General features: G+C 61.5%; 13 protein-coding genes (1 of these 13 cut by a window edge). 5 read left to right on the forward strand and 8 right to left on the reverse strand.

The annotated features are described in order from the left end of the window. Window positions 1–15: 15 nt before the first annotated feature. Window positions 16–672 (forward strand): OmpA family lipoprotein, encoded by a 657-nt coding sequence (locus MRK42_RS00490; protein ID WP_124239956.1) that lies wholly within the window; start codon window positions 16–18, stop codon window positions 670–672. A 117-nt stretch (window positions 673–789) separates the two neighbouring features. Here MRK42_RS00490 and MRK42_RS00495 read toward each other — a convergent pair whose 3' ends face one another. Both MRK42_RS00495 and tusA read right to left on the reverse strand, forming a co-directional pair. Continuing rightward, window positions 790–1,137, reverse strand: coding sequence for a RidA family protein (locus MRK42_RS00495; RefSeq protein ID WP_216993383.1), 348 nt, complete (start codon window positions 1,135–1,137; stop codon window positions 790–792). Window positions 1,138–1,157: 20 nt separating this feature from the next. Next, on the reverse strand, window positions 1,158–1,403 hold the full coding sequence (gene tusA, locus MRK42_RS00500; RefSeq protein ID WP_026456802.1) for a sulfurtransferase TusA: 246 nt from the start codon (window positions 1,401–1,403) through the stop codon (window positions 1,158–1,160). A 169-nt stretch (window positions 1,404–1,572) separates the two neighbouring features. Here tusA and MRK42_RS00505 point away from each other — a divergent pair, with 169 nt between their 5' ends. After that, window positions 1,573–1,764, forward strand: a complete 192-nt coding sequence (locus tag MRK42_RS00505) for a hypothetical protein (RefSeq protein WP_026456803.1) — start codon at window positions 1,573–1,575, stop codon at window positions 1,762–1,764. A gap of 69 nt (window positions 1,765–1,833) precedes the next feature. On the opposite strand, the gene MRK42_RS00510 is transcribed toward MRK42_RS00505, so the two are convergent. The 6 genes from MRK42_RS00510 to MRK42_RS00535 form a co-directional block, all read right to left on the reverse strand. Further along, the gene (locus MRK42_RS00510) at window positions 1,834–3,072 is read right to left on the reverse strand and encodes an ABC transporter substrate-binding protein (protein ID WP_216993384.1); all 1,239 of its coding nucleotides are present in this window, start codon (window positions 3,070–3,072) and stop codon (window positions 1,834–1,836) included. A gap of 7 nt (window positions 3,073–3,079) precedes the next feature. Next, on the reverse strand, window positions 3,080–4,522 hold the full coding sequence (locus tag MRK42_RS00515) for an ATP-binding protein (protein ID WP_042027102.1): 1,443 nt from the start codon (window positions 4,520–4,522) through the stop codon (window positions 3,080–3,082). A 51-nt stretch (window positions 4,523–4,573) separates the two neighbouring features. Beyond that, on the reverse strand, window positions 4,574–5,296 hold the full coding sequence (locus MRK42_RS00520; protein ID WP_042073435.1) for a response regulator transcription factor: 723 nt from the start codon (window positions 5,294–5,296) through the stop codon (window positions 4,574–4,576). Between the two features lie 268 nt (window positions 5,297–5,564). Beyond that, on the reverse strand, window positions 5,565–6,749 hold the full coding sequence (gene fadA / locus MRK42_RS00525; RefSeq protein WP_216993385.1) for an acetyl-CoA C-acyltransferase FadA: 1,185 nt from the start codon (window positions 6,747–6,749) through the stop codon (window positions 5,565–5,567). Further along, window positions 6,750–8,897, reverse strand: coding sequence for a fatty acid oxidation complex subunit alpha FadB (fadB, locus tag MRK42_RS00530; RefSeq protein WP_354688711.1), 2,148 nt, complete (start codon window positions 8,895–8,897; stop codon window positions 6,750–6,752). Between the two features lie 203 nt (window positions 8,898–9,100). Beyond that, window positions 9,101–11,038, reverse strand: a complete 1,938-nt coding sequence (locus tag MRK42_RS00535) for an acetoacetate--CoA ligase (protein WP_354688712.1) — start codon at window positions 11,036–11,038, stop codon at window positions 9,101–9,103. A gap of 191 nt (window positions 11,039–11,229) precedes the next feature. On the opposite strand from MRK42_RS00535, the gene pepQ reads away from it, so the two are divergent. The 3 genes in view from pepQ to MRK42_RS00550 are tightly spaced (at most 36 nt apart) and all read left to right on the forward strand, a layout consistent with a single transcriptional unit that may run on beyond the window. Next, complete coding sequence (pepQ, locus tag MRK42_RS00540; protein WP_354688713.1) at window positions 11,230–12,552, forward strand: Xaa-Pro dipeptidase; 1,323 nt, start codon at window positions 11,230–11,232, stop codon at window positions 12,550–12,552. Continuing rightward, complete coding sequence (locus MRK42_RS00545) at window positions 12,552–13,169, forward strand: YigZ family protein (RefSeq protein WP_354688714.1); 618 nt, start codon at window positions 12,552–12,554, stop codon at window positions 13,167–13,169. Before pepQ ends, MRK42_RS00545 begins: the two co-directional genes overlap by 1 nt. Window positions 13,170–13,205: 36 nt before the next feature. Further along, on the forward strand, window positions 13,206–14,425 hold the 5' portion of the coding sequence (locus tag MRK42_RS00550; RefSeq protein ID WP_061476969.1) for a TrkH family potassium uptake protein. It continues 238 nt past the right edge of the window; the window shows 1,220 of its 1,458 coding nt (coding positions 1–1,220); it begins with the start codon at window positions 13,206–13,208; the stop codon falls past the right edge of the window.

The following is a 14,425-nucleotide window of genomic DNA, read 5'->3' on the forward strand; positions in this document are numbered from 1 at the left end:
TACAGAGGTTTTTTCATGCGAGCCAAGATTCTGGTGCCAGCTCTGGCGCTGACCGTTGCCCTGAGCGGCTGTACTACCAACCCCTATACCGGTGAATCCCAGACTTCCAAGGGCGCCTGGGGCGCGCTGGCGGGTGCGGCGGCCGGGGCGGCCGTGGGGGCACTCTCCTCCAGCAAGGGCGATCGCAAGAAGGGCATTTTGACCGGCGTGGCCGCCGGCGCCGCCTTGGGCGGTGGTATCGGTTACTACATGGACGTACAGGAAGCCAAGCTGCGCGAGAAGTTGCAGGGCACCGGTGTCAGCGTGACCCGCAACGGTGATCAGCTGATCCTCAACATGCCGAACAACGTCACCTTCGACAGCTCCAGTGCCCAGCTGAAAGCGGCCGGTGCCAACACCCTGTCCGGCGTGGCCATGGTGGTCTCCGAGTTCGACAAGACCCGCCTGAACGTGGTCGGTCACACCGACAGCACCGGCTCCCGCGAGCTGAACATGCGTCTCTCCCGCGAGCGTGCCGACGCCGTCGCCGCCCAGCTGATCGGCCAGGGCGTGAGCGGTAGCCGCATCTCCACCTACGGCGTGGGTCCGGATCAGCCGATCGCCACCAACAGCACGGCCGCAGGCAAGGCTCAGAACCGCCGGGTGACCATCACCCTGACCCCGATCGGTTAAGCGGTCCGGTTGTCGTCTACGAAAAGGCCCCGCCAGCGATGGCGGGGCCTTTTGTTATCCAGTGGCCGGATGGGCGGCCCGGCGGATACTGTGTCGTCGGGTCAATGTCGTCCCGGATCAGATCGCAGCGGTCAGCTGCACTTCCACCTTGTAGCCTTCATGGGCCAGGCGGGCCTGGACGCAGGCGCGAACGGGGGCGGTACCTGCCGGGATCCAGGCATCCCACTGCTCGTTGAAGGCGGCGATGTCAGCGATGTCTTTGAGATAGATGTTGGCCATCAGGATCTTGTCGACGCCGGAGCCGTTGGCTTCCAGCAGGCGTTGCAGGCTCTCAAGCACCTCGCGGGTCTGCTGGTGGATGTCGGCCTCTTCGCTGGCAGGTACTTCCACCACATAGAGGGTGCCGTTATGGATGACCACGTCTGACCAACGCTGGGTCGTGCCGATACGGGTAATGGTTGTCATGGTGTGCTCCTGTGCAGGATTCACTGACCCTTGCGGATCAGATAGCGATAGGGGGCCTGTTCTGTCTCGCTGGCGATCAGGGTGTGATCCATGAAGCGGCAGAAGCTGGGAATGTCGCGGGTGGTTGAGGGATCATCGGCACTGACCAGCAGGGTCTCGCCCTCGGCCATCAGGCGTACTTTTTTGCGCACCATCATCACGGGTTCCGGACAACGGAGCCCGATCGCGTCCAACTCATGGTTTGCGTCGCAGAATAAATCACTCATCTCTTGTTAACCTTCAACCAATTCGGCTGCCAATGATACTCAGGGCTAAAAAATAAGCAAATTATCGGCCTTTTCTTGGCACATGTAACTGAAATGTTGTCACGGGCCTACCCACCTTGCGCCGGATGAGTAATATAAAAATTGCACCATATTCAACAAGGAGGTGAATATGCAAGTCTCCTACGGCAGATTGCAGGCCTACGCAGGCATGGGGTTCTTGTCTTTCGCCATGATAGTGATGGGCAGCCCGATCGGGAACACAGGCACCTGGTTCGGTTCTCTGGTGATGGTTGGATTGGGGCTCTGGATCGAGCTCAGCGATTACTACGACGAAGATGAGGACGAGAACGATCAACCTTGAACCTGATGCAGGGTTCACCACAAAGGCGGAGCAATTCCGCCTTTGTCATTTCCGCCGTCCGGTGGTTTATCAGCGGGTCGAGCGCATGGCCCGCTCCAGATGCTGCGCCGTCAGCTGCGGGTTGGCTCTGGGGTCGTTGAAGAAGTTGCTCAGCACATCGAAGATTGCCTGGCGCATGTTGGTGGAGGTGGCCATCCCCTCCGCCATACTGGGCAGCAGGTTGTGCTGTTTCTCGGCTTGCAGGAAGTCCTGATAGGAGCGCACCGCGCAGCGATCGAACTTGCTCATGTCCGGGTTGACCAGTGCCGGGATCGAACCCTTGACCCGGTTGAACTCCTGCTGGAAGGAGGGGGTCATCAGCAGGCTGGCCAGCTCGCCCTGGGCCTGCAGCTGGGCCGGATCCCGCTGCTTGAACATGGCGATGGAGTCCAGGTTGTAGCTGAACAGTCCCTCGCTGCCCGGGCTTGGCAGGCAGGCCACATCCTCGCCAGGCCGGTAGTTGCCGGCGCTCAGTTCCCCCTTGACCCAGTCCCCCATCACTTGCATGGCGGCGCCACCGCTCTCCAGCAAGTTGGTGGCCTGGTGCCACTTCAGTCCGGCGTATTTCTCCGGCACATAGGCGCGCAGCTGCTGGAAGCGGGTCAACACCTTCACCATCACGGGGCCGGTCAGGGTGTCATTATCCTGTTCGATAAAGGCCTTGCGGTAGAACTCCTTGCCCCCTTCACCGAGTGCCACCGTTTCGAACAGTACCGCCAGCTGCCAGGGTTCGTTGCCAATGGCCAGCGGGGTGATCCCGCGCTTTTTGAGCCGTTCTGCGACCGCCACAAACTGGGCCCAGTCGGTGGGTGGGGTGAGCTGGTACTTGTCGAAAATCTTGCGGTTGAGCCATAGCCAGTTGACCCGGTGGATGCCGGTGGGCACCGCCATCAGGGCGCCGTTCTGGCTGAGGGTCTCCCGCACCATGGGGGGCATGCTGTCATACCAGCCGAGGTGCTCGGCCATGGGGGAGAGATCGCGCAGGAAGCCGAGACCGGCCCACTCCTTGAGCTCGAATCCCTTGAGGTGGGCCGCCTCCGGCGGATTGGCCGCCAGCGCCCGGCTTTTCAGCACCGTCATGGCGCTCTTGCCGCCCCCCCCCTGTACCGCGAAGTCGTTCCACTCGTTGCCCTTGGCGATCCACTCGGATTTGAGCACTTCGACTGCTTTTGCCTCGCCCCCGGATGTCCACCAGTGCAGCACCTCCACCTGGGAGGCGTAGGCAGAACCGGACAACAGAGCAAACAGAGTGAGGGGAAGCCACTTCATGGGAGTACTACCTTGGCAGGGAGAGGGTGGCCTGCAGGCCGCCTTGCGGACGATTTTCCAGCACCAGATCGCCGCCGTGGGCATGGGCGATGTTGCGGGCAATGCCGAGCCCGAGGCCGGTCCCTGCCTGATCCGTGCTGAGTCGGTAATAGGGCTCGAAGATGCGTTCGAACTGATCTTCCGGCAGTCCGGGGCCCTCATCCATGATGAAGAGGATTAGCATCTCCTCGTCGTCCATGATGATGATGCGCACCTTCTGGCCATATTTGATGCCGTTGTCCACCAGGTTGCCGATGCAGCGCTTGAGGGCCAGCAGCTTGCCACGATAAGGCCATTTGCAGTGCCCTTCTATGGTCAGCCGCTCGTCGTGCAGGTTCATCGACTCGGCCATCTGCTCCAGCAGGGCGTTGATGTCGATCTCTTCGATGTTCTCGTGGATGTCGGTCTCTTTCACCGTCTGCAGCGCCCCCTTGACCATCAGCTCCAGCTCGTCGAGATCCTTGTTGAACTTGCCGATCTGGACTTCGTCGTCCAGCAGCTCGACCCGCAGCCGCAGCCGGGTGATGGGGGTCTTGAGGTCGTGGGAGATGGAGCTGAACAACCGCTCCCGGTCATCGATATAGCGCCGGATGCGGTGCTGCATGATGTTGAAGGCGCGGGTGGCGGCGACGATCTCGGAGGCGCCTTCCTCCCGAAGGGGTGGCTGGTCGATATCCTTGCCGAGGTTGACCGCCGCCTTGGCGAGGCGGCGCAGGGGCCGGGTCTGCCAGCGCACCAGCATGAAGGTAAAGAAGCAGAGGAACACTGTCATCAGGGCGATGAAGCGCACCTGGTTGCTCGGCATGACGGTGTCATCCAGCGTCATGTAAGGGGCCGGCAACAGGGCTGCCAGATAGAGCCACTCGCCCGGCTCTATCTCGATCTGGGTCACCAGCACCGGGGGGTTGATGGGTTCCAGCGACAGGGTATAGCGGGCCCAGGAGGAGGGCAGATCCGCCAGCAGGGTGTCGTTGTTGAAGACGTGGAGATCTTCGGGCCGGGAGAAATCCACCTTGATCGCCATGGCGTCGGAGAGCTTGCGGCTCAGCACCCCTTCGACCTCCTGCAGCACCAGCATCTTGCGCTCGCTGTCGGGGATGGCGCTGATGTGGATCTCCTCCTCGTTCAGGGAAACGAAGAAGCGGCTGCCCCCCATGTTGCGCAGCTGGTCCAGGGCGATGTGGCGATACTGCAGCGGCAGCGACTTGAAGAAGTTGACGGTGGAGGCGGCCGATAGCGCCAGGTTGCGGGTGGTGCTGAGCATCCCCTCCAGCTCCCGCTTCTGGATCTGTTGCATCCAGATGCCGGTGAGAATGGTTTGGGAGAGCAGGATCGCCAGCAGCAACAGCAGCAGCATCCGCGATAGCAGGGAGCGGGGCACCAGTATCCCCCAGGACCATTTATTGGTCATGGCCGTTCGTGCCTGTGGTTGATCAGCATGCTGTTGCTACCTGTCTGCTCTTCATGGGAGCTCGTGAACCTCGGCGATCAGCATGTAGCCGCTGCCGCGGATGGTCTTGATGATGCGCGGGCTCTTGCCGTTGTCACCCAGCTTCTGGCGCAGCCGGCTGATCTGTACGTCGATGCCGCGCTCCATCGGCAGGCTCTCGCGGCCACGGGTCGCATCGGAGATGGTGTCGCGGTCGAGCACCACGCCGGGTTGCTGCAGGAACATGCCGAGCAGCATGGCATCGCTGCCGGAGAGATCCAGCAGGCTGCCATCCTCGTGGGTCAGCTGGTGGCTCAGGGTGTCCAGGGTCCACTCGGCAAAACGCAGCCGGCGGCTAGGTTCTTTCTCTTTCTCCGGCTGGCGGAATTCGGCGCGGCGCAGCAGCGCCTTGATGCGGGCCTGCAGCTCGCGCGGGCTGAACGGCTTGGCGATGTAGTCGTCGGCACCGAGTTCGAGACCGATCACCCGATCCGCCTCGTCGGAGGCCGCCGTCAGCATGATGATAGGAACCTGGGAGTCGCGACGGATCTGCTGGCAGAGGGTAAAGCCGTCGTCGCCGGGCATCATGATGTCCAGAATGATCAGGTCCGGGCTGTGCTGGGCGAGTTGCTGGCGCATCTCGTTGCCCTCCGCTGCGGTCAATACCTCGAAGCCTGCCCGGGTCAGGTACTCGTTGAGCAGCTCGCGGATCTCTTGGTCGTCATCGACGATCAGCAGTTGTTTGCTCATTGACATATGTATGTGCATCCACCCATTTTTTTGTGCAGATTGAACCTGTCGGGGGAGCAAAAAGCAAGCAAGCCCCCCATCTAATGTGAGGTTAGGGGCAATATCCGCGGGTCGGGAAGAGGAAAACAAAAAAAGGCCGACCCAAACGGGACGGCCCATAACCAGTTTCTGACGTCAGGTCGCCACCCCGTGTGGCGGCGACCACAGATCTGAAAAGGGGCCAGTCAGACTGGCCCCGAAAGGGACAACGTTCAGTAGTACAAGGATGCCGGTATTACACCCGCTCGAACACGGTGGCGATGCCCTGACCCAGACCGATGCACATGGTGGCGACCCCCAGGGTGGCGTCCTTCTCCTCCATCAGATTGATCAGGGTGGTGGAGATGCGGGCTCCGGAGCAGCCCAGGGGGTGACCCAGGGCGATAGCACCGCCATTCAGGTTTACCTTCTCGTCCACCAGGTCTTGCAGACCCAAATCCTTCACACAGGGCAGGGACTGGGCGGCAAACGCCTCGTTCAGCTCGAACAAGTCGATGTCGCCGACGGTCAGGCCGGCACGCTTGAGCGCCTTCTGGGTTGCCGGCACCGGGCCGTAACCCATGATGGCGGCGTCGCAGCCGGCGATGGCCATGGCTCGTACCTTGGCGCGGGGCGTGAGGCCGAGCGCCTTGGCGCGATCCGCACTCATCACCAGCATGGCGGCGGCGCCATCGGACAGGGCCGAGGAGCTGCCCGCGGTGACGGTACCGTTGACCGGGTCGAACACAGGGCGCAGCTGGCTCAGGGTGTCGACTGTGGTCTCGGGGCGGATCACCTCGTCATAGTCGTAGAAGAAGCGGGCGCCGCTGGCGTCGTGCCCTTCCAGCCCGACGATCTCCCTGGCGAAGCGACCCTCCACCGTGGCGGCGTGGGCACGGCGGTGGGAGCGGGCCGCAAACTCGTCCTGCTGTTGACGGCTGATGCCGTGCAGCTTGCCGAGCATCTCGGCGGTCAGCCCCATCATGCCGGAGGCTTTGGCCACCGACTTGGCCATGCCGGGGTGGAAGTCCACCCCGTGGCTCATGGGCACGTGACCCATGTGCTCGACGCCACCGATGATGAAGATGTCGCCGTCACCCACCTGGATGGCGCGGGAGGCATCGTGCAGCGCCTGCATGGAGGAGCCGCACAGGCGGTTGACGGTGACCGCCCCCACCTGTTTCGGGATGCCGGCCAGCAGGGCGGCGTTGCGGGCGATGTTGAAGCCCTGCTCCAGGGTCTGCTGCACGCAGCCCCAGTAGATATCCTCGATCTCGTTCGGGTCGAGGTTGGGGTTGCGCAGCAGGATGGACTTCATCAGGTGCGCGGACAAGTCTTCTGCACGCACGTTGCGGAAGGCGCCACCCTTGGACCGGCCCATGGGGGTCCGGATACAGTCGACAATGACTACGTCTTTCATGAATGGATCTCCTTTCCGCAATCAGTAGAAGGTTTTGCCCTGGGCGGCCATCTCACGCAGCTTGTCGCTGACATGGTAGAGGGGGCCCAAATCGGCATACTGGTCGGCCATGGCGACATAGCGATCCAGACCGATAGTGTCCAGATAGCGGAACACGCCGCCGCGGAAGGGAGGGAAGCCCAGACCGTAGACCAGCGCGATATCGGCTTCGGCTGGCGTGGCAACTATGCCCTCTTCCAGACAGAGCACCACCTCGTTGATCATCGGGATCATCATGCGGGCGATGATGGCCTCCTTGTCGAAATCCTGTTTCGGCTTGGCGATGGGGGTCAGCAGCTCGTAGCTGGCGGCGTCGGCCACCTTCTTCGGCTTGCCCTTCTTGTCGGCCTCGTAGGCGTAGAAGCCCTTGCCATTCTTCTGACCGAAGCGGCTCGCCTCATACATCACGTCGATGGCGGTGCGGCCTTCCTTGGTCATGCGGGCCGGGAAACCCTGCGCCATCACATCACCGGCATGGTGGCCGGTGTCGATGCCGACTACGTCCAGCAGGTAGGCGGGGCCCATGGGCCAGCCAAACTCCTTCTCCATCACCTTGTCGACGGCGGCGAAGTCGGCGCCGTCGGCAACCAGCTTGTTGAAGCCGAAGAAGTAGGGGAACAGCACGCGGTTGACGAAGAAGCCCGGGCAGTCGTTGACCACCACAGGTGACTTGCCCATGGCGGCGGCGTAGGCCACCACGCGATTGATGGTGTCGTCCGAGGTTTGCTCGCCGCGGATGATCTCCACCAGTGGCATGCGGTGCACCGGGTTGAAGAAGTGCATGCCGCAGAAGTTCTCGGGGCGCTTCAGGCTCTTGGCCAGCAGGGAGATGGGGATGGTTGAGGTGTTGCTGGCGAGCACGGCGTCATCGCCGATCACGCCTTCCACTTCACTCAGCACGGCCGCCTTCACTTTCGGGTTTTCGACCACGGCCTCGACCACCAGATCCACATGCTTGACGTTGTCATAGCTGAGGGTCGGCGTGATGGCGGAGAGCACCTGGCCCATCTTGATGCCGTCGATGCGACCCTTTTCGAGCTGGCCGTTGAGCAGCTTGGTGGCCTCATTCATGCCGAGCGCCAGCGCCTTCTCGTTAATGTCCTTCATCACCGCCGGGATGCCCTTGCTGGCGGACTGGTAGGCGATGCCGCCCCCCATGATGCCGGCACCCAGCACGGCGGCATGGCCGGTGGCCTTGTTCGCCTGCTTGGCGGCCTTCTTGGCCAGCGCCTTGATGTGCTGATCGTTGAGGAAAATGCCGACCAGCGCCTTGGCCACGTCGGTTTTCGCCAGCTTGATGAAGGTGGCGGCCTCGGCGGCCAGCGCCTCGTCCCGACTCATGCCGGCGGCGGCTTCCACCGTCTTCACGGCGGCCATCGGTGCCGGATAGTGTTTGCCCGCCACGGCGGCAACCATGCCGGCGGCGGTGGAGAAGCTCATCATGGCTTCCAGTTTGGAGAGGCGCAGCGGGGCCTTCTTGGCGGCGCGGCGGCCCTGCCAGTCCAGCTTGCCCGCGATGGCGTCCTTGATCATCTGCACGGCGGCGCTCTGCAGCGCATCCGGGGCGACCACGGCATCGATGGCGCCGACCTTGAGAGCGTCATCGGCACGGACATCCTTGCCAGTGGTGATCCACTCCAGCGCGTTGTCGGCGCCGATCACTCGCGGCAGGCGGACGGTGCCGCCAAAGCCGGGCATGATGCCGAGCTTGGTCTCGGGCAGGCCGATCTTGGCTGTAGTGTCAGCCAGCCGGAAGTCGGTGGAGAGGATGGTTTCGCAGCCGCCGCCCAGGGCGTGGCCCTTGATGGCGGACAGGGTCGGCACTGGCAGATCCTCGATGGCATTGAAGATGTCGTTGGCCTTTTTCAGCCAGCCGAGCAGATCTTCCTGCGGCAGATCGAACAGTTCCAAGAATTCGGTGATATCGGCGCCGACGATGAAGGCGTCTTTGCCGGAGGTGAGGATCAGACCTTTTAGTTCACGTTCTTGTTGTAATGCGGCGATCGCTTCGCTCAGGGAGAGCAGGGTGGCGCGATCCAGCTTGTTGACTGAACCCGGTGCGTCGAACCTGAGTTCGGCAATGCCGTCTTCCAGGTAGCTGACCGACAGGGTTTCGCCTTGGTAGATCATGAGAGTGTCTCCTTGTTCCCACACAGTGGGGCGTGGTGCTCCTTTATCCCCAGCAGGGGGCGAGGCTCACTATTGATCCAAAAGGAGACATTTTCAACACCTATTTAAAACATTTGTTTAACAGTTTTTGTGGGGCGGCTCGTCATCACAAAACGGATAAAAAACAGGCGCCTTGCGGCGCCTGTTGTGAACTGAGATTTTTGTCAGCTGGCCAGCTCTACCCGATTGCGGTACTGGTTCAACACCTCGGGATCGGCGAGGGCGTGGGTGTTGTTGACGGGGCGGTTGTGCACCACTTCCCGTACCGCCAGCTCCACTATCTTGCCGGACTTGGTGCGGGGGATGGCGTCTACCTGCAGGATGCGGGCGGGCACGTGACGGGCGGTGCAGTGCTGGCGGATCTGCTGGCGAATGCGTTCGCGCAGGGCATCATCCAGCTTGAGGCCAGCCCTGAGCTTGACGAACAGCACCACTCGCTCATCCTGTTGCCACTGCTGGCCGATGACGATGCTCTCCTCCACCTCGTCGAGCTGCTCGACGTAGCGGTAGATCTCGCTGGTGCCGATGCGCACGCCCCCCGGGTTGAGGGTGGCGTCGGAGCGGCCGTAGAAGAGGATGCCGTCGGTCGCGGTCAGTTCGATCCAGTCGCCGTGACACCAGATGTTGTCGAAGCGATCGAAATAGGCTGCGTGGTACTTGTCGCCGCTCTCATCCCCCCAGAAGCCGATGGGCTGGGCCGGGAAGGGCTTGGTGCAGACCAGCTCGCCCTTTTCACCCTGCACTGGCTGGCCCGCCTCGTTGAACACCTGGACCGCGAGGCCGAGGCCGCGTCCCTGGCTCTCGCCGCGATAGACGGGGCTCAAGGGATTGCCGATGACGAAGCAGGAGCAGATGTCGGTGCCGCCGGAGATGGAGCACAGTTGTACATTTGTTTTTATCTGCTGATAGACGTAGTCGAACCCCTCCGGCGACAGCACGGAACCTGTGCTGCAGATAAGCCGCAACTGCGGCAACTTGTGGGTCTTGATGGGGGCATAACCCTGCTTGTGCAGCGCATCGAGATACTTGGCGGAGGTGCCGAACAGGGCAACCTCTTCGTCGAGGGCGAGATCCCACAGCACGTTACCGTCCGGGTAGAAGGGAGAGCCATCGTAGAGCACCAGGGTGGCGCCGGAGGCGAGCGCGCTCACCAGCCAGTTCCACATCATCCAGCCGCAGGTGGTGAAATAGAAGATGCGCTCCCCCGGCTTGATGTCGCAGTGCAGCTGATGCTCTTTCAAATGCTGCAGCAGGGTGCCGCCGATGCCGTGCACGATGCACTTGGGCTTGCCGGTGGTACCTGACGAATAGAGGATATAGAGCGGATCGTTGAAGGCCATGGGCTCGAACTGCAGACCGGCATCCGGCTGACCGGCCAGGATCTGACGCCAGTCGTGGCCAAGGTGCAGGGGGTGGTCCAGCAGGGGGATCAACACAGTCTGCTCTATGCTGTCGATCTGTCCGATGACCCCCGCCACCTTATCCTGGATGTCGATGGCCTTGCCGTTATAGCGATAGCCATCCACCGCAAACAGTACTCTGGGCCGGGTCTGACCGAAGCGCTCCACCACACTGGCCTCGCCAAAATCCGGGCTGGTGGAGGTCCAGATCGCCCCCAGGCTGGTGGTCGCCAGCATGGCCACCACGGTTTCCGCGATATTGGGCAGATAGGCCGCTACTACATCGCCACGGCCTATGCCCTGGCTGCGCAGCCACTGGGCCAGCCGGGCCACCTGATCTGCCAGCTCGCGCCAGCTCAGGGTGCGGCTGGCGCCTCCTTCGATGCGAGAGATGATGGCCGGGGTATCATCCTGGCGGCGCAACAGGTTTTCGGCAAAGTTGAGCCGGCTGTCCGGGAACCAGCGGGTGCGCTGCATATCCTGGCGGTTCTCCGCCACTATGTTGCCGAGCTCCCCCTTGACGCCACAATGCTGCCACACCAGCGGCCAGAAGCGGGTCGTCTTCTCCACCGACCATTGATAGAGCTGGGGATAGTCCTGCAGCTGCAGGCCATGGAAGCGATTGACCTCGGCCATAAAGCGATAGAGGTTGGATTGCTGCATCCTGAGCGGATCCGGTTGCCACAGGCAGAGGTTGTCCATGAGTGATCCCTGACTTCATGTTATCTACCGGCAGTGTATTGAATTGTTCCTCATTTGTTAATTATTGGTTTCCTGTTGATAACAAACGTTTTGTAACGTATGCGTTACCTCACGAAGCGGCAGCGTGACGGGTCGAGCCTCACCGTGCATGATGTTATGCTGCAATCACATTCATCTCGGAGCAAGACGCCATGAGCAGCTACAGCCAACTTTTTGCCCAGCACCTCGATACTTTGCAGCAGCGCACCCGCGACATTCTGCAACAGCAGGGGCTCAGCGGGCTGGCCATCCACTCCGGCCAGACGCATCGCATCTTCCTCGACGATCAGGATTACCCCTTCAAGGTGAACCCGCACTTCAAGGCGTGGTTGCCAGTGCTGGACAACCCCCATTGCTGGTTGCTGGTGGATGGCGTGAGCAAGCCGGTGCTGCTGTTCTATCGCCCGGTGGATTTCTGGCACAAGGTAGCGGACCTGCCCAACGCCTTCTGGGTCGACTTCTTCGAGATTCGTTTCATCACCCGGCCTGAGCAGGTGGCGGATCATCTGCCCGCCGACAAGCAGGAGTGGGCTTATCTGGGCGGACATCTCGAGGTGGCCGGCTTGCTGGGGCTGACCCAGCCCAATCCGGAGGCGGTCCTCAACTACCTGCATTATCACCGTGCCTACAAGACGGACTACGAGCTCGAGTGTTTGCGTGAGGCGAACCGGATCGGGGTGCGCGGCCATATCGCAGCCAAGGACTCCTTCATGGCGGGGGCAAGCGAGTTCGAGATCAACCTGGCCTACATGAAGGCGGTCGGGCAGGGGGCCAATGAGGCGCCCTACGGCAATATCGTCGCCATCAACCGCAATGCAGCCATCCTGCACTACACCCACCTTTCCGCCCTGCGGGTGTCGGATGTCGAGCGTTACTCCTTCCTCATCGATGCCGGCGTCGACTTTCATGGCTATGCCTCCGACATTACCCGTACCTGGGCGTGGCGCCGTGGCGAGTTTGCCGACCTTATTGCCGCGCTGGATGTGCAGCAGCAGGAAATCATCAAGGAAATCAAGCCGGGTCGCCGTTACAGCGAGCTGCACCTGCTGATGCACCACAAGCTGGCGCGCCTGCTGCAGGCCACCGAGCTGGTGGACATGTCGGTGGACGAGATGATCAACACAGGGGTGACCAATGTCTTCTTCCCCCATGGCCTCGGTCACTTCCTCGGTCTGCAGGTGCACGATGCCGGTGGCTTCATGCAGGACGAACGTGGCACCCATCTGGCGGCGCCCGAGCTGTTCCCCTATCTGCGCTGTACCCGGGTGATGGAGGTGGGCCAGGTGTTTACTATCGAACCGGGGCTCTACTTTATCGACAGCCTGCTGGAGCCGCTGCGCCAAGGCGAACAGGGCAAACGGGTCAACTGGAACAAGGTGGAAGCGCTGCGCCCGTTTGGCGGCATCCGCATCGAGGATAACGTGGTGTTGCATGCCGACGGGGTGGAGAACATGACCAGACAAGCAGGGCTCTGATGGCGGTTGCCTATTCCATTCCGGCTGCACCGCTGGAGCTCAGCGAAGAGATCAAGAAGAGCCGCTTCATCACCCTGATCGCCCATACCCCGACGGTGGAGGCGGCCAAATCGTGGGTGAACGAGGCCAAACGACAGCACCCAGCTGCCCGTCACCACTGCTGGGCCTTTGTGGCGGGCGACCCGCAAGACAGCCAGGTATATGGCTTCAGCGATGATGGTGAGCCCTCGGGGACGGCGGGCAAACCTATCCTGGCCCAGCTGATGGGTTCTGGTCTTGGCGAGATCTGCGCCGTGGTGGTGCGCTATTACGGCGGGATCCAGCTTGGCACCGGCGGTCTGGTCAAGGCCTATGGCGGTGGCGTCGGAACCGCCCTCAAGCAGCTGACCACTTTACTCAAGGTACCGCGCACCCCTTCTATCATCCACTGTGATTACGGTGATATAGGGGTAGTCGAAGCTTTGGTGGGCAACTACGGTGGCGAGGTGCTGGCGGCCGAGTATGGTCAACAGGTCTCCCTGCAGGTGGCCTGGGAATCATCAGTTTGGGCTCAGGTTGATCGGGAATTGATCGATCGGACTCATGGGCGGGTATCCCTTGACCCCTTAGATGGCTAGAATCCATTGCTCTTTGATTCTTGATAGGGAGCAGGAATGCACATCCTGAGCATTATCCGCATTGTTGGCCTGCTGGTGGCGCTGTTCAGCTCGACCATGTTGTTGCCAGCGCTGGTGGCGTTTGGCTATCGGGATGGGGGCGGTTCTGAATTTGTCAGTGCCTTTGTGATTGCCCTGCTGCTCGGGGTGGCACTCTGGTTTCCCAATCGTCATCACAAGCGGGAATTGGGTTCCAGAGAGGGGTTCCTCATCGTGGTGCTGTTCTGGACCGTACTTGGCAGCGTCGGTGCCTTGCCCTTTATGCTGGGTGACGTGCCTGACATGTCGGTTTCAGAGGCCTTTTTCGAATCCTTTTCCGGGTTGACGACCACAGGGGCAACCGTGCTGACCGGGCTCGACGAATTGCCCAAGGCGTTTCTGTTCTATCGTCAGCTGCTGCAGTGGCTGGGGGGCATGGGGATCATAGTGCTGGCGGTCGCTATCCTGCCGCTGCTCGGCATCGGGGGCATGCAGCTCTATCGCGCCGAAATTCCCGGGCCGGTCAAGGACAACAAGGTCACCCCGCGCATCGCCGAGACGGCCAAGGCGCTCTGGTATATCTACCTGTTCATCACCACTGTCTGTGCCTTGGCATTCTGGGCGGCAGGGATGACGCTGTTCGATGCCATCTGCCACTCCTTCGCGACCGTGGCGATCGGCGGATTCTCGACCCACGATGCCAGCATGGGCTACTTCAACAGCTCGACCATCAACCTCATTACGGTGATCTTTCTGTTGATCGCAGGGGTGAATTTCACTCTGCACTTTGCGGCCTTCACCCATCGGCCATTGCGGATCGGGGTCTATCTGCGGGATCCCGAAGTGAAGGTCTTCCTTGCCATCCAGCTGGCTTTGACACTCGTCTGCTTCCTGGTGTTGATGGCACACGGCAACTACGACAGCTGGAAGGAAACTCTGGATCATGCGCTGTTCCAGTCGGTCTCCATCGCCACGACGGCGGGCTTCAGTACGGCAGGATTTGCCGAATGGCCGCTGTTCCTGCCGGTACTGCTGATGTTCTCCTCGTTTGTGGGGGGCTGCGCCGGGAGTACCGGTGGCGGGATCAAGGTGGTGCGTCTGATGTTGCTGCATCTGCAGGGGGTGAGGGAGCTCAAGCGTCTGATCCACCCGAGAGCCGTCTATCGCATCAAGCTGGGCAACAAGGCGCTGTCCGAACGGGTCATCGAAGCCGTGTGGGGGTTCTTTGCCGCCTACGC

Origin of the sequence: Aeromonas sp. 19NY04SH05-1 (assembly GCF_040581895.1) — a bacterium.
In the GTDB taxonomy this organism is placed as follows: domain Bacteria; phylum Pseudomonadota; class Gammaproteobacteria; order Enterobacterales; family Aeromonadaceae; genus Aeromonas; species Aeromonas enteropelogenes.